General features: G+C 74.1%; 20 protein-coding genes. 10 read left to right on the top strand and 10 right to left on the bottom strand.

What is annotated here, in order from left to right; translation table 11 throughout:
- On the bottom strand, positions 1-1,494 hold the full coding sequence (gene mqo, locus APR03_RS07930) for a malate dehydrogenase (quinone) (protein ID WP_253834410.1): 1,494 nt from the start codon (positions 1,492-1,494) through the stop codon (positions 1-3).
- 219 nt (positions 1,495-1,713) lie between these two features.
- Here mqo and APR03_RS07925 point away from each other — a divergent pair, with 219 nt between their 5' ends.
- Positions 1,714-2,664 carry an SDR family oxidoreductase gene (locus tag APR03_RS07925; protein ID WP_253834408.1) on the top strand — a complete coding sequence of 317 codons (951 nt, stop codon included), beginning with the start codon at positions 1,714-1,716 and terminating at the stop codon, positions 2,662-2,664.
- A gap of 6 nt (positions 2,665-2,670) precedes the next feature.
- Here APR03_RS07925 and APR03_RS07920 read toward each other — a convergent pair whose 3' ends face one another.
- Genes APR03_RS07920 through APR03_RS07910 form a run of 3 tightly spaced genes read right to left on the bottom strand, consistent with a single transcriptional unit; the run spans position 2,671 to position 4,590 of the window.
- Positions 2,671-3,342, bottom strand: a complete 672-nt coding sequence (locus APR03_RS07920; RefSeq protein WP_253834406.1) for a maleylpyruvate isomerase N-terminal domain-containing protein — start codon at positions 3,340-3,342, stop codon at positions 2,671-2,673.
- Positions 3,339-3,992, bottom strand: a complete 654-nt coding sequence (locus APR03_RS07915) for a pyridoxine/pyridoxamine 5'-phosphate oxidase (RefSeq protein ID WP_253834404.1) — start codon at positions 3,990-3,992, stop codon at positions 3,339-3,341. The genes APR03_RS07920 and APR03_RS07915 overlap by 4 nt, the downstream gene beginning before the upstream one ends.
- A gap of 43 nt (positions 3,993-4,035) precedes the next feature.
- A complete protein-coding gene (locus APR03_RS07910) occupies positions 4,036-4,590 on the bottom strand; it encodes a TetR/AcrR family transcriptional regulator (protein WP_253834402.1) in 555 nt (184 codons plus the stop codon).
- Positions 4,591-4,655: 65 nt separating this feature from the next.
- On the opposite strand from APR03_RS07910, the gene APR03_RS07905 reads away from it, so the two are divergent.
- A complete protein-coding gene (locus APR03_RS07905) occupies positions 4,656-4,931 on the top strand; it encodes a hypothetical protein (protein WP_253834400.1) in 276 nt (91 codons plus the stop codon).
- Positions 4,932-5,063: 132 nt separating this feature from the next.
- On the opposite strand, the gene APR03_RS07900 is transcribed toward APR03_RS07905, so the two are convergent.
- The 4 genes from APR03_RS07900 to APR03_RS07885 form a co-directional block, all read right to left on the bottom strand.
- A complete protein-coding gene (locus tag APR03_RS07900; RefSeq protein WP_253834399.1) occupies positions 5,064-5,282 on the bottom strand; it encodes an SCO4848 family membrane protein in 219 nt (72 codons plus the stop codon).
- Positions 5,283-5,340: 58 nt separating this feature from the next.
- On the bottom strand, positions 5,341-6,546 hold the full coding sequence (locus tag APR03_RS07895; RefSeq protein WP_253834397.1) for a GNAT family N-acetyltransferase: 1,206 nt from the start codon (positions 6,544-6,546) through the stop codon (positions 5,341-5,343).
- A gap of 48 nt (positions 6,547-6,594) precedes the next feature.
- Positions 6,595-7,230, bottom strand: a complete 636-nt coding sequence (locus APR03_RS07890) for a GNAT family N-acetyltransferase (protein WP_253834390.1) — start codon at positions 7,228-7,230, stop codon at positions 6,595-6,597.
- Between the two features lie 82 nt (positions 7,231-7,312).
- Positions 7,313-7,843, bottom strand: a complete 531-nt coding sequence (locus APR03_RS07885; RefSeq protein ID WP_253834388.1) for a GNAT family N-acetyltransferase — start codon at positions 7,841-7,843, stop codon at positions 7,313-7,315.
- A gap of 99 nt (positions 7,844-7,942) precedes the next feature.
- On the opposite strand from APR03_RS07885, the gene APR03_RS07880 reads away from it, so the two are divergent.
- Genes APR03_RS07880 through APR03_RS07870 form a run of 3 tightly spaced genes read left to right on the top strand, consistent with a single transcriptional unit; the run spans position 7,943 to position 10,721 of the window.
- Complete coding sequence (locus APR03_RS07880) at positions 7,943-9,331, top strand: DHA2 family efflux MFS transporter permease subunit (protein ID WP_253834386.1); 1,389 nt, start codon at positions 7,943-7,945, stop codon at positions 9,329-9,331.
- Positions 9,332-9,350: 19 nt separating this feature from the next.
- Positions 9,351-10,214 carry a siderophore-interacting protein gene (locus APR03_RS07875; RefSeq protein WP_253834384.1) on the top strand — a complete coding sequence of 288 codons (864 nt, stop codon included), beginning with the start codon at positions 9,351-9,353 and terminating at the stop codon, positions 10,212-10,214.
- A 57-nt stretch (positions 10,215-10,271) separates the two neighbouring features.
- Positions 10,272-10,721 carry a VOC family protein gene (locus APR03_RS07870; RefSeq protein WP_253834382.1) on the top strand — a complete coding sequence of 150 codons (450 nt, stop codon included), beginning with the start codon at positions 10,272-10,274 and terminating at the stop codon, positions 10,719-10,721.
- Positions 10,722-10,743: 22 nt separating this feature from the next.
- Here APR03_RS07870 and APR03_RS07865 read toward each other — a convergent pair whose 3' ends face one another.
- Positions 10,744-11,667, bottom strand: coding sequence for an NADP-dependent oxidoreductase (locus tag APR03_RS07865; RefSeq protein WP_253834380.1), 924 nt, complete (start codon positions 11,665-11,667; stop codon positions 10,744-10,746).
- Between the two features lie 63 nt (positions 11,668-11,730).
- A complete protein-coding gene (locus APR03_RS07860) occupies positions 11,731-14,268 on the bottom strand; it encodes an ATP-dependent DNA ligase (RefSeq protein WP_253834378.1) in 2,538 nt (845 codons plus the stop codon).
- A gap of 173 nt (positions 14,269-14,441) precedes the next feature.
- Between APR03_RS07860 and APR03_RS07855 the strand changes: the two genes are divergently transcribed.
- From APR03_RS07855 to APR03_RS07835, 5 genes are all read left to right on the top strand, one after another.
- Positions 14,442-14,723, top strand: a complete 282-nt coding sequence (locus APR03_RS07855) for a glutaredoxin family protein (RefSeq protein ID WP_253834771.1) — start codon at positions 14,442-14,444, stop codon at positions 14,721-14,723.
- A 79-nt stretch (positions 14,724-14,802) separates the two neighbouring features.
- Positions 14,803-15,747, top strand: a complete 945-nt coding sequence (gene ku, locus APR03_RS07850; RefSeq protein ID WP_253834376.1) for a non-homologous end joining protein Ku — start codon at positions 14,803-14,805, stop codon at positions 15,745-15,747.
- A 53-nt stretch (positions 15,748-15,800) separates the two neighbouring features.
- Entirely contained in the window at positions 15,801-17,465 is a 1,665-nt protein-coding gene (locus APR03_RS07845; RefSeq protein WP_253834374.1) for a metallophosphoesterase family protein, read from the top strand.
- Between the two features lie 10 nt (positions 17,466-17,475).
- Positions 17,476-18,204, top strand: coding sequence for a metal-dependent transcriptional regulator (locus APR03_RS07840; RefSeq protein WP_253834372.1), 729 nt, complete (start codon positions 17,476-17,478; stop codon positions 18,202-18,204).
- Between the two features lie 76 nt (positions 18,205-18,280).
- Complete coding sequence (locus APR03_RS07835; RefSeq protein ID WP_253834371.1) at positions 18,281-19,471, top strand: MFS transporter; 1,191 nt, start codon at positions 18,281-18,283, stop codon at positions 19,469-19,471.
- The last annotated feature ends 6 nt before the right edge of the window (positions 19,472-19,477 follow it).

Genomic DNA, 19,477 nt, shown 5'->3' with positions numbered 1-19,477 from the left:
TCAGGCGTTCGTGGTGACGGTCTCGCGGGGGGCGAGCTGGGCGGCGTCGTCGGCCACCGCGCCGCCGAGGCTCGGCATCATCGCGGTGAGCTGCGGCTTCCACTCCGCGTACCTGGCGGGGAAGCAGCGCTCCAGCAGGCCGGTCATGGCGGCGACCGCCGTGGACGCGCCCGGGGACGCGCCGAGCAGGCCGGCGATGGTGCCGTCGGAGGCCGCCACGACCTCGGTGCCGAACTCCAGCACGCCGCCCTTGCCCTTGACCCACTTGATGACCTGGACGCGCTGGCCGGCGACGATCTTCTCCCAGTCGCCCGGCTGCGCCGTCGGCATGAACCGCTGCAGCTCGTGGAACTTGGTCTCCGGCGCGGCCGCGACCTGGCCCACCAGGTAGCCGGTGAGGTCGAGGTTCTTCACACCGGCGCCCAGCATCGAGAACACGTTGTGCAGGCGCAGCGACGTGATCAGGCCCAGGTACTTGCCCTTCTTGAGGTACTTGGGGCTGAACCCGGCGTACGGGCCGAACATGAGGTAGCCCTTGCCGTCCACGATGCGCGTGTCCAGGTGCGGCACCGACATGGGCGGGGCGCCGACGTCGGCCTTGCCGTAGACCTTCGCGTGGTGCTGCGCCACGAGCTCGGGGTTCGCGGTGCGCAGGAACTCGCCCGAGATCGGGAAGCCGCCGTACCCGCGGGCCTCCTTGATGCCCGAGGCCTGCAGCAGCGGCAGCGCGCCACCACCCGCGCCGACGAAGACGAACTTCGCGGTCACGGTGCGGCGCCGGGTGCCGGCGTTCCAGGAGCGGTCGTGCAGGGTCAGGCGCCAGCGCCCGTCCTTGAGCTTCTTGAGGCCACGCACCTCGTGGTTGACGTGCAGCTCGGTGTTGTGCGCCGTCGCGAAGCCGATCAGCTTCTTGGTGAGCGAGCCGAAGTCGACGTCGGTGCCCGCGGCGGCGCGGGTCGCGGCGATCGGCTCGTCGGCGTCGCGCTCGAGGGTCATCAGCGGGGCCCACGCGCCGATGACGGCGGGGTCGGTGCTGAACTCCATGTCGCGGAACAGCGGGTGCGCGCTCAGGGCCTCGTAGCGGCGGCGCAGGAAGTCGACGTTCTCGGCACCGCGCACGAACGTCATGTGCGGGGTGACGTTGATGAAGTCGGTGCCCTCCATCAGGCCGGCGGTGAGCAGGTGGTTCCAGAACTCGCGGGAGGTGTGGAACTGCTCGTTGATCGTGACGGCCTTGGAGATGTCCACGGAGCCGTCCTTGCGCTCCGGGGTGTAGTTCAGCTCGCAGAGCGCGGAGTGGCCGGTGCCCGCGTTGTTCCACGGGTTGGACGACTCGAGCGCAACCTCGTCGAGACGCTCGTAGATCCCGACGCGCCAGGTCGGCTCCAGGATCGTGAGCAGCGCACCGAGGGTGGCGCTCATGATCCCGCCGCCGATCAGCGCGACGTCGACCTCTTCGGAGGGACGGGGGGCGCTCTGGTGGTAAGAAGTCACGGCTAGAACGATAGCCCGCTTGTGAAAAGCGGAACGAGCGCTGTGGCATGAATCACGTGATACGTGCCGTGACCTCGCTCACGCGCGCGCCGACGCCGGAGCCACGCCCCGGCGAGCCTGTGATCGGCAGGCCCTGGTTCCGGCCCCGCGGCCCGCCGACGATCGGAGTCATGACCGCCGGCACCCGCCGGCGGCGCACGACACGAAGGAGCCGTACCCATGTCACGGACACCGCTGGACATCACCGTGCCGAGCCTGGCCGGGAAGCGCGCGCTGGTCACCGGAGCCAGCGACGGGATGGGCCTGGGCCTGGCCACCCGGCTGGCGGCCGCGGGCGCGGAGGTGCTGATGCCGGTCCGCAACCGGAGCAAGGGCGAGGCGGCCGCGGCCACGGTCCGGCGCACCGTGCCCGACGCCGACATCGCGCTGCACGACCTCGACCTGGCGTCGCTGGACTCCGTCGCCGCGCTCGGGCAGACGCTGCGCGCCGAGGGCCGGCCGATCCACGTGCTGATCAACAACGCGGGCGTGATGCAGCCCCCGGGGCGACAGACCACCGCAGACGGGTTCGAGCTCCAGCTCGGCACCAACCACCTGGGGCACGTCGCGCTCGTCGCGCACCTCATGCCGCTGCTGCGCGCCGGCCGGGCCCGCATCACCTCCCAGGTGAGCGTCGCGGCCGAGCGCGGCGGCATCCACTGGGACGACCTGAGCTGGGAGCGGTCGTACTCGGGCATGCGCGCCTACGCCCAGTCCAAGATCGCGCTCGGGTTGTTCGGCCTCGAGCTGCAGCGCCGCAGCGCGGCCGAGGGGTGGGGCGTCACCAGCAACCTGTCGCACCCCGGCGTGGCGCCCACGAGCCTGCTCGCCGCACGCCCGGAGATCGGCCGGGACCGGGTCACGGTGGGCGGGCGGCTCGTCCGGGCGCTCTCGGCGCGCGGGATCCTGCTCGGCACCGTCGAGTCGGCCCAGCTGCCCGCGCTGCTCGCCGCGACCGGCCCGGAGTCCCGGCCCGGCGTGCTCTACGGGCCGAGCGGCCCCCGGCACCTCGGCGGCCCGCCCGCCGAGCAGCCCCTGTACCCGCCGCTGCGCAGCGAGCCGGAGGCCGCCCGGGTGTGGGAGATGTCCGAACGCCTCACCGGCGTCAGCGTCGCCGCCGCGGCGCGCTGAGGCGGGCTACCGGGCCGGCGTCGCCGAGGGCCACGGACCCAGGGCGGGCAGGTCCCCCGGCAGCGGCGTCGGCGGCACCCGGCCGGCCAGCCACACCGTCACGTCCCGCGGGTCGCCCGCGACGTCGTCCACGGACACGCCCCGCGGCAGCCGCACCGCGAGGAACTGGCGCAGGTGGGCGTGCAGCGCGTCGTCCCACGTCTCGAAGCCGATCTCCTGCGCCGTGCCGGACAGCGCGTCGACGGCGTGGATCCGCACCTCGCGCCACCAGGCCAGCAGGCAGCCGGACAGCGGGCCGGCGCGGTACCCGGTGGGCGCGTCCCACACCGGCGAACCGGGCTCGGGCCACGCCGCCGCCAGGTCGTCGCGCAGTGCGCGCAGCACGGCCAGGTGCTCGGCCACCGTGCGCCCGGCGCCCGCCTCGATGCCGGCGTCCCGGGCCGCCTGGCTCGCGTACACGGGCACCACCTCGCCGCGGGCCGCCGCCCGGGCCTGCCCGAGCAGCGCCGTGCCGAGCCCGGCCACGTGGGACAGCACGTGCCCGCGGGTCCAGCCCACCAGGGCCGACGGTCCGGCCAGGTCCTCCGGGTCCAGCCGTTCGACCGCTGACAGGAGCCCGTCCAGGGCGGCGAAGGAGTCGGCCAGGGCGTGCCCGGTGGTCTCGGTCGGTCCGGTCACGGCCACAGCAGCCCCCTCGTCCAGCCGTCGGCGTCCGCCCGGTACAGCAGGCGCGTGTGCGGACCGTCGGCGGGCGCCTGCCAGAACTCGACGCTCGTCGGCGCCAGCACGTAGGCCGTCCAGCCCTCCGCCGCCAGCTCCGGGTCGGCCGTGACGGTGCGCAGCGCCTCGGCGAACGCCCGCTCGTACTCCGCGCGCGAGCCCAGCGGCTCGCTCTGCCGGTTCACCAGGCCCGCCGCCCGGGACGCGTCGGGCCGGGCCAGGAAGTCGGCCCGGCTCGCGTCCGGCCCCGCCGGCGCGGCGCTGCCCGTCACCTTGACCTGCCGGCCCAGCTCCGGCCAGAAGAACGTCAGCGCGGCGTGCGGGTTCGCCGCCAGGTCCCGGCCCTTCGGCCCCGTGGACTGCGACGCGAACCACCACCCGTCCGCCGTCACGTCCTTGAGCACCAGCGTGCGGGCAGTGACGTGCCCCGCGGCGTCCGCCGTCGAGAGGGTCGCGGCGTGCGGGGCCAGGAGGCCGCCGTCGATCGCCTGGTCCAGCCAGGCCTCGAACAGCTCGTGCGGGGTCGCCGGTGCGGCGTCCGGGTCGAAGGCCGGGAGGCCCGGCCGGGCGAAAGCGGGCAGCGCGCGCAGGCGCTCGCGGAGGGTCACGTGCTCTCCTTGTGGTCGGTGCTGTGTGGTCGGTGCTGTGGGGTCATTGGTGCCGGTCCAGCAGGCCGACGAAACCGCGCACCGCTGCGGTGAGCGCGTCGGGGTCCTGCGTGGCGCGGGCCAGGACGTACCCGCCCTGGATGATCGCGAGGGCGGCGTGCGCGCGGTCGCGGGCGACGTCGTCGGGCAGGCCCGTCTCGCGGAAGATCGTGGTGAGCGCCGCCAGCAGCCGCACGAAGTAGGCGGTGAGCACGTCGCGCAGGCCGTCGTCGTCCATCACGGCCTGGTCGGCCGTGTGCCGGCCGATCCGGCAGCCCGCCAGCGCGTCGCGCGGCCGCTCGAGGTAGGCGATCACGCGCTCGAGGGCGGGGGAGCCGCTGTCCAGGGTGCGGAAGGCGCGCGCGAGCGCGTCGTCCACCGTGGCGCCGACGGCGGCCACCGCGAGGTCGTGCTTCGTGGGGAAGTGGTGGTACAGGCTGCCCTGGCCGACACCGGACGCCGCCAGCACCGCGCGCGGGCTCGTGGCGCCGACGCCCTGGGCGGCGAACAGGTCCTGCGCGGCGTCGACGAGCCGGTCGCGTGCGGCGGCGGTGTTCATGGGCGTCACCATACCTACCTCCAGGTATGCCGCCAACCGAATAATGCCGGCGCTCGGGAGATCTGGTGCCGCTGCCGCGCGGGCGCGCTGAGATCTGGTGGTTCGCCGTCGAGATCTGGCGGTTGAGCCGAGATCTGGTGGCGCACTGCCAGATCTGGACGTGGACACCAGATCTCGGCTGCCGAGCGCCAGATCTCGGCGCGGCAGGGCAGGGCAGGCGCGGGCGCGAGTGGCGCGGCCACCAGATCTCGGTGTCCCCATGCGCTGAGATCTGGTGGTTCGCCGTCGACATCTGGTTGTTGAGCCGAGATCTGGCAGTGCGCCACCAGATCTCGGCGTAGACACCAGATCTCGGCTGCATGGCGCCAGATCTCAGCAGGCAGCGCCGGGCGCGGCTGCATGGCGCCAGGTCTCAGTGGGCAGCGTCGGGCGTGGGTGCGCGGCGCCAGATCTCGGCGCCCGGGCGGGAGAGGTCAGAACAGGGTGAGGACGCCCAGGACGCCGACCGCCAGGGCCAGCGCCAGCGAGACCCCGATGAGCACCGCGTGGACCGTGCGGAACCGGGTCGCGCGGCCGTCGGCGTCGCGCGAGCGGGGGTCGGCGGCGATCCGCTGCCAGAACCGGGGCCAGATGAGCAGGTTCCAGGCGGCGGTGAGGATCAGCACGACGGACCAGGCGACGGGGATGTTCACGCGCCCAGTATGTGCCCCGGCGGTGCGACGGTCCGTGGCGCGACGTGGTCAGAACGGGTCAGAAGTAGTCGCGCACGTGCACCTGCCGCCCGGCGAACAGCGCGCCGAGGACGGCGTCGTACCCGTCCGGGCCCGCCAGGTGGCCCGCGAGCCGCAGGTTCGCCGCCGACTGCGCACCCGCGTAGAGCAGCGCCAGCCCGTTCGCGGTGAGCACCGGGCGCTCGTGGTGCGCGTCATCGACGGCGACCGGGTCGTGCTCGAGGTGCGTGACGCCGTCCGCCACGCTGAGCGTCCACGCGCCGGCGAGGTCGGCCGGGCCGCGCACCGCGAACGGGACGCGGGCACCCTCCAGCGGCGACTCGATGCCGCCGAGCGCCCCGGCCACGTCCAGGATCCGCAGCATGTAGGGGTGTGCCGCGTGCACGGTCGAGGTCAGGTCGGGCAGCACCAGCCAGGCGGGGTCCAGGCCCGACGTCGACACGCGTGCCGTGCCCACCACCGTCGAGAAGCTGCCGATCGTGCGCCACAGGGCGCGCGCCGCGTCGGGGGTCAGAGCGATGAGGTCGTCGACCTCCATGACCGCGGTCGCGGGCGTGTAGCCCTCCCCGCGGATCCAGCTCGCGAAGCCCACCACCTCGCCCGCGGCGTCGACGGCCAGCGTGACGCCCGTGTAGTCCGCGAAGAACTTCTCCGGTGGCGTCCAGAACGGCTTCTCGGCGCGCGAGATCGGCCCGTTCTGCCGCGCGGCCCAGGCCCGGTGGACGCCGACGACCGCGTCGAAGTCGGCCACCCCAGCCCGGCGGGTCACGACGCCGTCGGGCGCGGGCACGCGGGCGAGGTTCTGCAGGGGCACGTCCACGTCGTCGAACGAGCCGATCACCTCGTAGCCGAGGCGGCGGTAGATGCCGGGCGCGGTGGGGTAGAGGGTCGAGACGGTCTCGCCGCCCTCGCGGGCCTCGGTCAGAGCGGCCGCGAAGAGTCGCGCCAGGTGCCCGGAGCCCCGCCGCTCCGGCTCGACCGCGACGCCCGCGATCCCCGCGGTGGACACCGGCGCGCCGTGGAACCACGACGTGAAGCCGTAGACCCGCAGGCGGGCGGTCAGCTCGTCGCCGTCGAACGCGCCCCACTCGCGGAAGCCCGCCGCGGCCCACTCCTCGCGGGAGGGGACGGCGCGCCCGCCGTCGGGCACGCCGAACGCCTCTCCGCCGAGGCGCGTGTAGGCGGGCTGGTCGTCGTACCCGACGGGACGCACGGTGATGCTCATGGGGGCGACCCTAGGGAAGAGGCGGGCCGGCGGGCGAACCGAAAAGCCTCAGTCGCCGAAGTAGGCCACCAGCTCCTCGGCGGGGTGCGGCCGCACCAGGGGGGTGCGCGTGACCTCCAGCGGCTCGGGCGTGAGCAGGCTGGGCAGCTCGGCGTCGGCCGTGCGGTTGCCGGGCGTGATGCCGTCGTCCGGGACGAGGTCGCGCTGGAACATCACGGCGTCGTGCCACTGGCCGTGCTTCCAGCCGATGCGCTCGAACGACCCGGCGCGCTGGAACCCGGCCGCCTCGTGCAGGGCGACGGCCGGGTCGTTCGGCAGCACGATGCTGGCGACGACGCGGTGGTAGCCGCGGCGGGCGAGGCGCTCCAGGAGCGCGTCGTACAGCGCGCGGCCGGCGCCCTGGCGCTGGTGGTCCGTGGCCACGTAGACGTTGGTCTCCAGCGTCCAGCGGAACGTGGGCCGGTCGGCGAACGGCTTGGCGTAGGCGAAGCCCGCGACCACACCGTCGGTCTCCAGCACGAGCCAGGTCTCCCGTCCGAAGAACCGCTCGATGCGGCGGGTCATCTCGCGGGCGTCGGGCGGGGTGGTCTCGAAGGTCGCCGCCGAGTCGGCCACGAAGGGGGCGTAGATCCCGGCGCAGGCTGCGGCGTCGTCTGGTGTCGCGACGCGGACGATGCGGTCCATGCACGGATTCTTCTCCGCTCCGGAGGGGGCCGATGATCGCAGCGCGGAATTGACGGCGGTGGGTCGAACGGGTAGATGCAGGTCACACGGGCGACGGCGGGGCCGCGCCGAGCCCCGGTGCGAGGTCCTTCTGCAGGCGCAGCACGTCGTGCCACTGCCCGTGCTTCCAGCCGATCCGGTGCAGCGTGCCGACCTCCTCGAACCCGAGGGCCGCGTGCAGGCCGCGGCTCGCGTCGTTCGGCAGGGCCAGGCCGGCGACGGCGCGGCGGAAGCCGCGTCCGGCCAGGCGCCCGAGAAGCGCCTCGTACAGGGCGCGCCCGGCGCCCGTGCGCCGTCGTCCGGCCTCCAGGTAGACGCTGGTCTCGACGGCCCACCGGTAGGCCTCGCGCGGGGAGTAGGGGCTGCCGTAGGCGAACCCGACGACGTCGCCGGGGTCGCCCTCGGCGACCAGCCACGCGTGGGACGCCGAGTACGCGGTGATCCGCCGCGCCATCTCGGCCGCGTCCGGGGGCTCGGCCTCGAAGCTGACGTGGGTGTGCCGCACGTAGTAGCCGTAGATGTCCGCGCAGGCCGCGGCGTCCGCAACGGTCGCGGGCCGGATTGTGAGGTCCATCCCCCGATGGTGCCGCACGCCCCGCACGAGCCGGGCACGAGGGGGCGAACTTCGCGCCGCCCGGCGCGGGTGTCGGTGGCGGGGCATAGCGTGACCCTCGTGACCACGCTCCAGCGGCGGGTGCTCCTCGTCGCGATCCTCGGCTCCTTCGTGTCCTTCCTCGACGGCACGGTGGTGAGCGTCGCGCTGCCCGCCATCGCGCGGGAGCTCGGCGGACCGGGGGCCGAGGGCCTGGCGCTGCAGCAGTGGGTCGTGGACGCCTATTTGGTGACGCTCGGCGCGCTGATGCTGGTGGCCGGCTCGGTGTCGGACGTCTACGGGCGGCGCCGGGTGCTCGCGACCGGGCTCGCGGGCTTCGCGGTGGCGTCCGTGCTGTGCGCGGTGGCGCCCACCGGTCCGGTGCTGGTGATCGCGCGTGCGCTGCAGGGCGTCGCCGGCGCGCTGCTCGTGCCGAGCTCGCTGGCGCTGATCGTCGCGACGTTCTCCGGCGAGGCGCAGTCCCGCGCGATCGGGCGGTGGACGTCGTGGACGACGGCGGCGATGATCGTCGGCCCGTTCGTCGGCGGCCTGCTGGTCGACCTGGCGTCGTGGCGCTGGGTCTTCTGGATCAACGTGCCGGTGATCGCGGTGACGCTCTGGCTGCTGCGCGGCATCCCTGCCGCCGACGGCGAGCCGGGCCGCCGGGTCGACGTGCCGGGCGCCGTGCTCGCCGCGTTCGGCCTCGCGGGCGTGGTCTTCGGGCTGATCGAGGGTGACCGGCTGGGCTGGGGGTCGCCCGGCGTGCTGACCTCGGTGCTGGGCGGCGCCGTGCTGCTCGTGGCGTTCGTGCTGTACCAGCGGCGCGCGGCCGACCCCATGCTGCCGCTGCGCCTGTTCCGGGCGCGCAACTTCGCCTGGGGCAACCTGGCCACGACGGCGATCTACGGCGCCCTCTCGCTCGGCGGCTTCGTGCTCACGCTGTTCCTGCAGCAGGTCGCCGGGTACTCGGCGACGTGGTCCGGGCTGGCGCAGCTGCCCACGACGCTCGCGATGATCGGGCTGTCCGCCTGGTTCGGCACGCTGGCCGGGCGCTACGGGCCGCGGCTCTTCATGACGGTGGGCCCGCTCGTGGCGGGCGCCGGCTTCCTGCTCATGCTCGCGATCGACGAGACCGCGTTCTACCCCACGCAGGTGCTGCCGGGCCAGCTCGTGTTCGGGCTCGGCCTCTCCATCACCGTGGCGCCGCTGACGGCCGCGATCCTCGGCGCGGTTCCCGCCCACGACGCCGGGATCGGGTCGGCGGTGAACAACGCCGTCGCCCGCGTGGCCGGGCTGGTGACCGTGGCCTTCGCGGGGATCATCACCGGCGGGGTGCTCGACGTGGCGTCGTTCCACCGGGCACTCCTGGTGACGGCCGGGCTGCTGGTGCTCGGCGGGCTGCTCTCGCTGGCCGGTATCCGGAGCCCGCGTGGGGTGGATCCGGACCAGGCCCTGGTCAAACCCACTTAGGCATGCCTAACCTCAGCACATGGCACACAAGGGGCGCAGAGCGGTCGACCCGCACGTCGTCATGGCCGAGGTGGTCAACACCAAGCGGATCACGCCGCACATGATGCGCGTGACCCTCGGCGGCGAGGGGCTGACGCAGTTCACGCCGGCGGGCTACGACCAGTGGTTCCGGCTCTTCCTGCCCCGCCCGGGCCAGGACGTGCTGCGGCTGCCGACCCGTACCTCCGCCCTCTGGTACGCGGAGTACCTGACGACGCCGAAGGCGCGCCGCCCCTGGGTGCGCAACTACACCGTCCGGGCCGCGCGTCCCGACCTGAACGAGATCGACGTCGACTTCGTGCTCCACGGCGCCGAGGACGACGGCGCGGACGCTGCCGACGCGCACGGCCCCGGAGCCGGCTTCGCGCTGGCGACCGAGCGTGGCATGCACGTGGGCCTGCTCGACCAGGGCATCGGCTTCGACGCCGAGCGTCCCTGCGACCGGGTGCTGCTGGTCGCCGACGAGTCGGGCCTGCCCGCCGTGGCGGGGATCTGCGAGTCGCTGCCCGCTCACGCCCGTGGTGTCGCGGTCGTCGAGGTGCCGACCGCCGACGACCAGCAGGACGTGCGCGCGCCGGCGGGCGTCGAGCTGCGGTGGGTGGTGCGCTCCGCCGTCGACCCGCACGCGGTCCCCGGACAGGCGGCGCTGTCCGCGCTGCGCGACCTGGACCTGGGGGCCGGTCTCGGCCCCGACCCCGCGGCCTGGGGGCTGTACGCGTTCGTGGCCGGCGAGTCGTCGCTGGCCACGGGTGCGCGGCGGCACCTGGTGGGCGAGCGGGGCGTGCCGAGGTCGGACGTCGACTTCGTGGGCTACTGGCGCCACGGGCGCTCGTCGCCGGGCTGAGCCCGGAGCCCACCGAAATCCGTTGGTGGGCGCCCCGGTCTGTGCCAGGGTCCGGGGATGGTCTCTTTCGTCTCCCACGTGACCGTGGACTGTTCCGACGCCTACTCCCTGTCCCAGTGGTGGAAGCCCGTGCTCGGCTACGAGGACGTGCCGGGCGACCCCAACCTGCCGGGGCACACCGAGTGCATGATCACGGACCCGACCGGCGCGGGCGTCGACGTGCTGTTCGCCGAGGTGCCCGAGGGCAAGTCCGGCAAGAACCGGGTGCACCTCGACCTGCGCCCGAAGGAGGGCTTGCGGGACACCGAGATCGAGCGGATCAAGGCGCACGGCGCCACCGTCGTCGGCGACCACCGCGGCATCTACGGCCCCGGCTCCGGCTGGGTCACCTTCGCCGACCCCGAGGGCAACGAGTTCTGCGTGGTGCGCTCGCGCGCGGAGGTCGAGGCGCACCGGGCGGCGGCCGAGCAGGGCACCACGGAGGGCGTCGAGCCCGCCGGTTCCTGACCGGTCCCGGCGGGCGCCGTCGTCAGACCCGGACCACGATCTTGCCGCGGGTGTGCCCCGACTCGCTGGCCCGGTGCGCCTCGGCGGTGTCCGCCAGGTCGAAGACCTGGGCGACCTCGACCGACAGCTTCCCGGAGTCGAACAGGGCGGTGAGCGCGTCGAGGTCGGCGGTGGAGGGGCGCACCCACACGTACTGGCCGCCGTGCTCCGTGCGGGCGGTGGCGTCGGTGATCGAGGCGATGGTGCCGCCGTCGGCCAGCACCTCCGCGCTCGTCGCGACCGCGCCGCTGCCGACGAGGTCGAGGGCCACGTCGACGCCGTCGGGGGCGAGGGCGCGGACGCGGTCGGCGAGGCCGTCGCCGTACGTGACGGGCTCGGCACCCAGGCCGCGCAGGAACTCGTGGTTCGCCTCGCTCGCGGTGCCGATGACGTGCGCCCCCAGCGCTCGTGCGATCTGCACGGCGAACGCGCCGACGCCGCCGGCCGCCGCGTGCACGAGCACCGTCCGGCCCTCCCGGACGCCGGCCCGCTGGACCGCCTGGTACGCGGTGAGGCCGGCGAGGGGTACGGCCGCTGCCTCCTCGAAGGTGAGGGACGCGGGCTTGCGGGCCAGGGTGCGGACGGGCGCGGCGACCAGCTCGGCGAACGTGCCGCCCTGGACCACGTCCTTGCGCACGTACCCGTACACCTCGTCACCCACCTGGTACTCGGGGGTGTCCAGGCCCACCTGCTCGACCACGCCGGCCACGTCCCAGCCGGGGATCGCGGGCAGGTGCGTGTCGATCAGCCCCTGCAGGGCACCCTCCCGGACCTTCCAGTCCACGGGGTTCACCGAGGCGGCCCGGACGCGGACCAGGACGGTGTCGGGGCCGATGTGCGGGTCCGGCTGCTCGGTGAGCTCGAGGACGTCCGCTCCGCCGAATCGTGCATAGGTGATCGCTCGCATGGTTGGGGCAACCTCTCGTCCTCGTGGGGGTATTCCGGGTCTGCAGAAAAGTGTGCCAAGCGGTCACGCCTCGCCGGGCAGCTCGAGCTCGACGTCCGCGGCCTTCTTGTCCGGCCGCCAGCCGCGCCACACCGAGTGCCGCATGCGCCGCTCGCCCGACGCCCCGTCGCTGCCCTCGGCCCAGTCGGCGAACGTCACCTCGCCCACCAGGCGGGGGGTGACCCAGCGGGCGTCTCGCGCGTCCTGCGCGGGCACGCCCGTCGCGCCGGGCGTCGCGCGCTCCAGGTCCCGCAGGCGTGCGGTGATCTCGCGGCGCTCCCGTTCGGTGAACCCGGTGCCGACGCGGCCGACGTAGCGCAGGGCGCCGTCGTCGGGCACCGCCATGAGCAGGGAGCCCATGACGGAGGCGTTCGCGTGACCCGGCCGCCAGCCCACGACGACCACCTCCTGGGTGGCGCTGTGCTTGACCTTCAGCCACTCGCGCGAGCGCCGTCCCGTGTAGGTGGAGGTCCGGCGCTTGGCGACGACGCCCTCCAGGCGCAGGGTGCGCGAGGTGCGCATGGCGGCCTCGAGGTCACCGTCGAACACGGGCGGGAGGTGCACGGGCGGGCTCGGGGTCACGAGCGACTCGAGCAGCTCGCGCCGCTGCGTCCAGGGGCGGCCGGTGACGTCGTCGCCGTCGGCCTCGAGCACGTCGAAGAGCATGAGGTCGACCTGGACGCGGGCCCGGGCGCGGGCGACGTCGTGCTCCTTGCGGAGGTTGGCGCGCTGCTGGAGGCGGCGGAAGTCGGGGCGCCCGGCACGGTCGAGGGCGACGATCTCGCCGTCCAGCACCGCGGGGAGCCGGTCGGGGTCCACCTGGGCGGCGAGGGCGGCGAGCTCCGGGAAGGTGACGGTGAGGTCCTGGCCGGAGCGGCTGACGAGCCGGACGGTGTCGGGGTCGGTCACGTGGGCGAGGGTGCGGAACCCGTCCCACTTCATCTCGAACATCCACGCGTCGGGGTCGCGGAGCTCGCCCGCACGGGCGGCGCCGGCGAGCATGGCGCGGTAGGAGCGGCGTGCGGCGGGGGGCGTCCCGGACCGCGCGGTGCGCTCCGGCTCGGCGGCGGCGGTGTCGGTGGCGGTGTCGGTCTCGGGTTCGGCGGCGGCCTCCGGCGTGCCGGGCGCGCCGTCCGGCTGGGCCTTGGTGAGATGGATGAGCCAGTTGTTCTCGGCGTCGCCGTCGCGCCCGCGGGTGCGGATCAGGGCGAGGCGGCGGGAGCCGCGGCGCTCGGAGCGCAGGGTGACGATGACCTCGTCGTCGCGCCACTTCTCCAGCTCGTAGGTGCCCGAGTCCCAGATGGTGACCTCGCCGGCGCCGTACTCGCCCGCGGGGATGCTGCCCTCGAACGAGCCGTACTCCAGGGGGTGGTCCTCGGTCTGCACCGCGAGGTGGTTCTTCGCGGGGTCGGTGGGCTCGCCCTTGGGCAGCGCCCAGCTCACGAGGACGCCGTCGTGCTCGAGGCGGAAGTCCCAGTGCAGGCGGCGGGCGTGGTGCTCCTGGATGACGAAGGACGGCGCGTCCGGCCCGGCGCCCGACGGCTCGCCGCCGCCCGGGGGCCCGAACGGCTCCGGGGTCCTGCCCGGGTCCCGCTTGGCGCGGTAGGTCTCCAGCTTCTCGAACGTGGCCAGCCGCTCGGGCGTGGGCTCGAGCGCTGCGCGGTGGCCTTCGAGCAGGGGCGCGAGGAGGTCGCCGTCGGCCTCGATGTGCTCGACCACCTCCTCGGGGGTGAGCTGGGCGAGGTCCGGGTCGTCGAGCTCCTCCCACGTGCGGGGCGCGGCGACGTACGGGCGGTCGAGGCCGCGCAGCGAGTAGGGCGCGATGGTGGTCTTGTTGCCGTTGTTCTGCGACCAGTCGACGAGCACCTTGCCCGTGCGCAGCTTCTTGCTCATGTCGCTGACGACGAGGTCGGGGTGCTCGGTCTCGAGGTACCGGGCCAGCTCGTGCGCGACGGCGGAGACGGCGTCCGACCCGAGCCGCGTCTCGGAGCTCCGGCCGAGGGCCGCGTAGAGGTGGATGCCCTTGGACCCGGACGTGACCGGGTAGGGCTCCAGGCCCATGCCCTGCAGGATCTCCCGGGCCCAGCGGGCCACCTGCGCGCACTCGGGCAGCCCGGCGCCCGGCCCGGGGTCGAGGTCGAGCACGAGGCGGTCCGGGTCGAGCCGGGCGCCCGTGCGGCCGAACTGCCACTGCGGGGTGTGCAGCTCCAGCGTGGCGGTCTGGCCCAGCCAGGTCAGGGTCGCCAGGTCGTTGACGAGCACGTAGTCGTTGGACGACCGCTTGTGCTGGATGGACCTGCGCTTGACCCAGTCGGGGGTCGAGGCGTCGAGGTTCTTCTGGAAGAACATCTGCCCGCCGGTGCCGTCGGGCCAGCGCTTGCGCGTCGCGGGACGGTTGGCCGCGTGCGGCAGCAGCACGGGAGCCACCTGGGTCAGGTAGTGCAGCACCTCGCCCTTGGTGGTGCCGGACGCCGGGTAGAGCACCTTGTCGAGGTTGCTCAGGCGCAGGCGGTGACCCTCGACGGAGACCGTCTGCGTGACCGTCCGCTGGGTGGGCGCCATCACACCATCGTGCCGCCCGTGGCGACGACGCGCTCGTGCGCGGTGCGGCGCGCCGCCCGAGGCCGTGGGGGAGCGAGCGAGATCACGCGGCCGCGGGTCGTGACGGGGCGAGCGGGTCCGCTAGGCTCCCGCGGGTGATCTCGGACGACTTCGCGACCGGGCCCTTCCGGGGGATCCTCGCACCCGACGGCGACCCCGCGGCGGCCCCGCCGCAGCAGCTCACCGTGTACGGCGCCGCGTGGTGCCGGGACTGCCGCCGCAGCAAGGCGGTGCTGGACGTGCGCCGCGTCGAGTACGTGTACGTGGACCTCGTGGCGCAGCCGGACCGGGCGTGCGAGGCCGAGGCGCTGACCGGCCGCAAGACCATCCCGGTGCTGGTGTTCCCCGACGGCGAGCACCTGGTCGAGCCCACCAACGCCGAGCTCGCCGCGAAGCTGGACCGCGCGGGCCTCTGACCCCCGCATCGCCCCGTCCGCGGATTCGTCCCAGGACGAAACCTGGGCGAGTGGTGCGCTTGGGGCGCACTATAGAAGCATGAGGGCTATCTGGAAGGGTGCCGTTACCTTCGGTCTCGTCAACGTCCCGGTCAAGCTGTACAGCGCGACCGAGGACCACGACGTGCCGCTGCACCAGGTGCACGACACCGACGGTGGGCGCATCCGGTACAAGCGCGTGTGCGAGATCGACGGCGAGGTGGTGCCGTACGAGCACATCGACCGCGCCTACGACGACGGCGAGCGCACCGTGGTGCTCACCAAGAAGGAGCTCGCACACCTGCCCGCCGAGCGCGACCGCGAGATCTCCGTGGTCGAGTTCGTGCCGAGCGAGCAGATCGACCCCATCATGTTCGACCGGACCTACTACCTGGAGCCGGACTCCAAGTCCACGAAGGCGTACGTGCTGCTGCGCCGCACGCTGGAGGAGACCGACCGCACCGCCGTCGTGAAGTTCGCGCTGCGGCAGCGCACCCGGCTCGCGGCGCTGCGCGTGCGCGACGAGGTGCTCGTGCTGCAGACCCTCCTGTGGGCAGACGAGGTGCGCGAGGCCGCGTTCCCGGCCCTGGACGAGCCCGCGCGGATCAGCGACAAGGAGCTGGCGATGTCGGCCCAGCTCGTCAGCAGCTTCGAGGCGGACTTCACGCCCGAGGACTACGAGGACGAGTACCAGGTGCAGCTGCGCAAGCTGGTCGACGCCAAGCTCGAGGCGGGAGAGAGCGTCGACACCGCGGAGACCTTCGGCGAGACCGAGGAGGAGGGTGAGGGCGCCGAGGTGGTGGACCTCATGGAGGCCCTCAAGCGCAGCGTCGCGGAGTCCAGGTCGAGATCGGGTTCGACGTCGGGGTCCGGCACCAGGTCCGGCTCGAAGTCGGGCTCGAAGTCGGGGTCGGGCACGAAGTCGGGGACCGCCTCGAAGTCGGGCTCGAAGTCCGGCACCGCCAAGAAGCCGGCGTCGAGGTCGCGGTCCCGCAAGGCCGGCTGACGCCGCCCGCCCGTGGCGGGTGAGCACCCCGTACGCATGAAAGGCTGGGCGGGATGACTCGCCTTGCCCCACCCCGCTGGCTGCGCTGGACCCTGGCTGGTGCGCTCGCGGCCCTCGCCTGCCTGATGTACGGGATCACGACGGCGCGGGCCGAGCTCAGCCTCGGCCCGCACGAGGCCACCTACGCCGTCACCGCGCAGGACCGGCTCGTCGCGGACCTCGGCCCCCTCGGCACCGTCGTCACCGACTCCCCGCTGCCGCTCACCCTCGGCGTCCGGATCACCGTGCACGAGATCCCGGCCGACCTGTCGGCCGTGGACGCCGCCAGCTTCGACGCGCTCGCGGGCGACCTCGACGGCTACCTCCAGTTCTTCGACACCCCGCAGCAGACGGTGCGCACCGTCGCGTGGGCCCTCGCGTGGGACGCCGCCCGGGGTGCCGGGGGCGCCGCCGTGGTCCTCGTCGCGGGGGCACTGGGCGTGCGCGCGCTGCTCGGCGCGGCGCGGCGCCGTGAGCTCGCCCGCGCCGCCGCGGCCCGCACGTGGGAGATCACCGCGGGCGTCGCCGTCGTCGTCCTGGTGGCCGCCACCGCGACGGCGAGCTCCGCGCCGCAGGAGCGGGCCGCCCTGCCGGCGTCGGCGGTGTTCGAGGGGACGGCGCTGGAGGGGGCCCGGATCACGGGCCGGCTGGCGGGTGTGATCGACACGTACAGCGGCCAGCTCGTGGAGACGTACCAGGCGAACGAGGTGTTCTACGCGGGCGCGCGGGAGCGGCTGCTGGAGGCGTGGGACGCGCGGGTGGCCGAGCAGGAGGTGGCGGACGGGACGGGCGCGTCGCCGTCGGGCAGCCCGGACGCACCGGAGTACGTGACGTTCCTGCTGGTGTCGGACCTGCACTGCAACACGGGCATGACGCCGCTGATCCGGGATCTCGCCGACCGGATCGGGCCGGACGTCATGCTGAACGCGGGGGACACGACGATCAACGGGACGAGCGTGGAGTCGGTGTGCGTGGACTCGTTCGCGTCCGCGGTGCCGGACGGCGTGCCGTTCGTGGTGGCGGACGGCAACCACGACTCGCGGCTGACGACGGCGACGGAGCTCGCGAACCGGCAGGTGGTGCTGGACGGCGAGGTGGTCGAGGTCGAGGGGGTGCGGATCCTGGGCGACCGGGACCCGCTGGAGACGCGGATCGGTGGCGGCACGGTGATGTCGCGGGAGGAGACGCCTCAGGAGGCGGGGGAGCGGCTGCGGGACGTGGCGTGCGAGGTCGCGGGCGAGCCGGGCCTGGGCGGGTACACGGGCGAGGACCGGGTGGACCTGCTGCTGGTGCACCAGCCGGCCGTGGGTGACGCGGCGCTGGAGTCGGGGTGCGTGCCGTTCCAGGTCTCGGGGCACATGCACACGCGGATCGGGCCGGACGTGGTGGGGTACGGCGTGCGGTACGTGAACGCGAGCACGGGTGGTGCCACCAAGGGGAACACGTCGGTGGGCCCGCTGCGGGACTCGTCGGAGATGACGGTGCTGCGGTTCGACCCGGAGCGGCGCCGGTTCGTGGACTGGCAGCTCGTGGAGGTCACCCCCGAGGGTGAGGCGTTCGTGGGGGAGCGGCAGACGGTGCCGCCGGTGGTGCCGCTGCCCGACGAGGTGCCGGACGACGTACCGGGTGACCTGCCCGGCGATGGTGCGGCACCCTCGTCGTCGCCGTCCGGCAACTAGGCTCGGGGGTGTGGACATCGCAACCGACCCGGCCGAGCTGACGCCCGTCGCCCAGGACTACCTGAAGGCGGTGTGGTCGGCGCAGGAGTGGTCCGACGAGAAGGTGACCACCAAGCACCTGGCCGACCGGCTGGGGGTGGGCGCGTCCACGGTGTCCGAGACGGTGCGCCGGCTGTCGGGGCAGGGTCTGCTGGAGCACGAGCGGTACGGCGCGATCCGGCTGACCGACGACGGGCGCAGGCTCGCGCTCGCGATGGTGCGGCGGCACCGGCTGCTGGAGACGTTCCTGGTGAGCCAGCTCGGGTACGGCTGGGACGAGGTGCACGACGAGGCGGAGGTGCTGGAGCACGCCGTCTCCGACGTGTTCGTGGAGCGGATGGCGGAGCGGCTGGGCAACCCGTCGCGCGACCCGCACGGCGACCCGATCCCGAGCGCGGACGGCACGGTGGTGCGGCCGTCGGCGGTGCCGTTGTCGTCGATGCACGCGGGTGACGCGGGCACGGTGGTGCGGATCTCGGACGCCGACCCCGAGGCGCTGCGCTACCTGGCGGAGCTCGGCATGGACCTCGACATGCGGGTGGAGGTGACCACGCGGCGGGAGTTCGCGGGGACGGTCGCGGTGACGTGGACGTGCCTGACGTCCGACCCGGAGGCGCCCGGCGCCGAGCCGCGCTCCGTCGAGCGGGTGGCCGACCTCGGCCTGCTGGCGGCCTCCCGCGTGTGGGTGTCCCAGGAGTAGTCTGTCCCCCGTTCCTCCCCTTTCGTCGCCGGTGTCGCCGACGGTGCCTCGAATCGATACGACATCTGGAGACCACGTGACCAGCACCTCCCTGCGCTCCGCCGCGCCCGCGCTCGTCGCGCTGGCCGTCGGCGGCTTCACGATCGGTACCACGGAGTTCGCGGCGATGGGCCTGCTGCCGGACGTCGGGGCAGACCTCGGCGCCACCGATCCGCAGGTAGGACACACCATCACGGCGTACGCGCTGGGCGTCGTCGTCGGGGCGCCGCTGCTGACGGTCGCGGCGGCGCGGATGTCGCGCAAGCGGCTGCTGCTGGCGCTCATGGGGTTCTACACGGTCGCGAACGTGCTGTCCGCGGCGGCGCCCGACGTCGGCTGGCTCGTGGTCGGCCGGTTCCTCGCCGGCCTGCCGCACGGGGCGTTCTTCGGCGTCGGCGCGGCGGTGGGCGCCGCCGTCGCCGGGCCCGCCCAGCGGGGGCGCGCCGTCGCGACCATGATGACGGGCCTGACGATCGCCAACGTCGTGGGCGTGCCGCTGTCCACGTGGGTGGGACAGACCTTCGGCTGGCGCGTGTCCTACGTGCTGATCGGCGGGCTCGGGCTGGCCACGCTGCTCGGGCTGTGGCGTCTGGTGCCCGCAGGCGCGGGTGGCGAGGGCCGCTCGGTGCGCACCGAGCTGGCGACGCTGCGCAACGCGCCCCTGTGGCTCGCGTTCGGGGCGGGCGCCGTCGGGTTCGGCGGCATGTTCGCCGTGTACACGTACGTGGCGCCCACGATGACGGGCGTGACGGGGCTACCCGGCGGAGCCGTGCCGTGGGTGCTCGCGCTGTTCGGCGTGGGCATGACGGTGGGCACCCAGATCGGCGGGCGGCTCGCCGACCGGGGTGTGCTGCGGGCCGTCGTGATCGGCTTCGTCGCCACCGCGGCGTCGCTGGTCCTGTTCGCGCTCACCGGCGCCTGGGTGGTGCCCGCCCTGCTGGCCCTGTTCCTGCTGGGCGTCACGTCGCAGATCCTCGGGCTCGCGTTCCAGACGCGGCTCATGGACCTGTCGCCGGGCGCGCCGTCGCTCGGCGCGGCTCTGTGCCACGCGGGCCTCAACGTCGCCAACGGCGCGGGCGCGTTCGTCGGCGGCCTCGTGATCGACGCCGGGTGGGGCTACCTGGCGCCCGCGTGGGCCGGGTTCGCCGTCACGGTGCTCGGGCTCGGCCTGATCCTGGCGTTCGGGCGGCAGCGGGTGGTGCACCAGGTGCCGGAGACCGCATCGTGACCCGGA

It is taken from the genome of Promicromonospora thailandica (assembly GCF_024171955.1).
GTDB lineage: Bacteria > Actinomycetota > Actinomycetes > Actinomycetales > Cellulomonadaceae > Promicromonospora > Promicromonospora thailandica.
This window is presented reverse-complemented; position numbering and strand designations above follow the sequence as displayed.

Coding starts and splice junctions, on each gene's coding strand:
- APR03_RS07870 (WP_253834382.1), top strand. CDS start 10,272: ATGGTCTCTTTCGTCTCCCACGTGACCGTGGACTGTTCCGACGCCTAC.
- APR03_RS07910 (WP_253834402.1), bottom strand. CDS start 4,590: ATGAACACCGCCGCCGCACGCGACCGGCTCGTCGACGCCGCGCAGGAC.
- APR03_RS07860 (WP_253834378.1), bottom strand. CDS start 14,268: ATGGCGCCCACCCAGCGGACGGTCACGCAGACGGTCTCCGTCGAGGGT.
- ku (WP_253834376.1), top strand. CDS start 14,803: ATGAGGGCTATCTGGAAGGGTGCCGTTACCTTCGGTCTCGTCAACGTC.
- APR03_RS07865 (WP_253834380.1), bottom strand. CDS start 11,667: ATGCGAGCGATCACCTATGCACGATTCGGCGGAGCGGACGTCCTCGAG.
- APR03_RS07875 (WP_253834384.1), top strand. CDS start 9,351: ATGGCACACAAGGGGCGCAGAGCGGTCGACCCGCACGTCGTCATGGCC.
- APR03_RS07895 (WP_253834397.1), bottom strand. CDS start 6,546: ATGAGCATCACCGTGCGTCCCGTCGGGTACGACGACCAGCCCGCCTAC.
- APR03_RS07890 (WP_253834390.1), bottom strand. CDS start 7,230: ATGGACCGCATCGTCCGCGTCGCGACACCAGACGACGCCGCAGCCTGC.
- APR03_RS07845 (WP_253834374.1), top strand. CDS start 15,801: ATGACTCGCCTTGCCCCACCCCGCTGGCTGCGCTGGACCCTGGCTGGT.
- APR03_RS07885 (WP_253834388.1), bottom strand. CDS start 7,843: ATGGACCTCACAATCCGGCCCGCGACCGTTGCGGACGCCGCGGCCTGC.
- APR03_RS07925 (WP_253834408.1), top strand. CDS start 1,714: ATGTCACGGACACCGCTGGACATCACCGTGCCGAGCCTGGCCGGGAAG.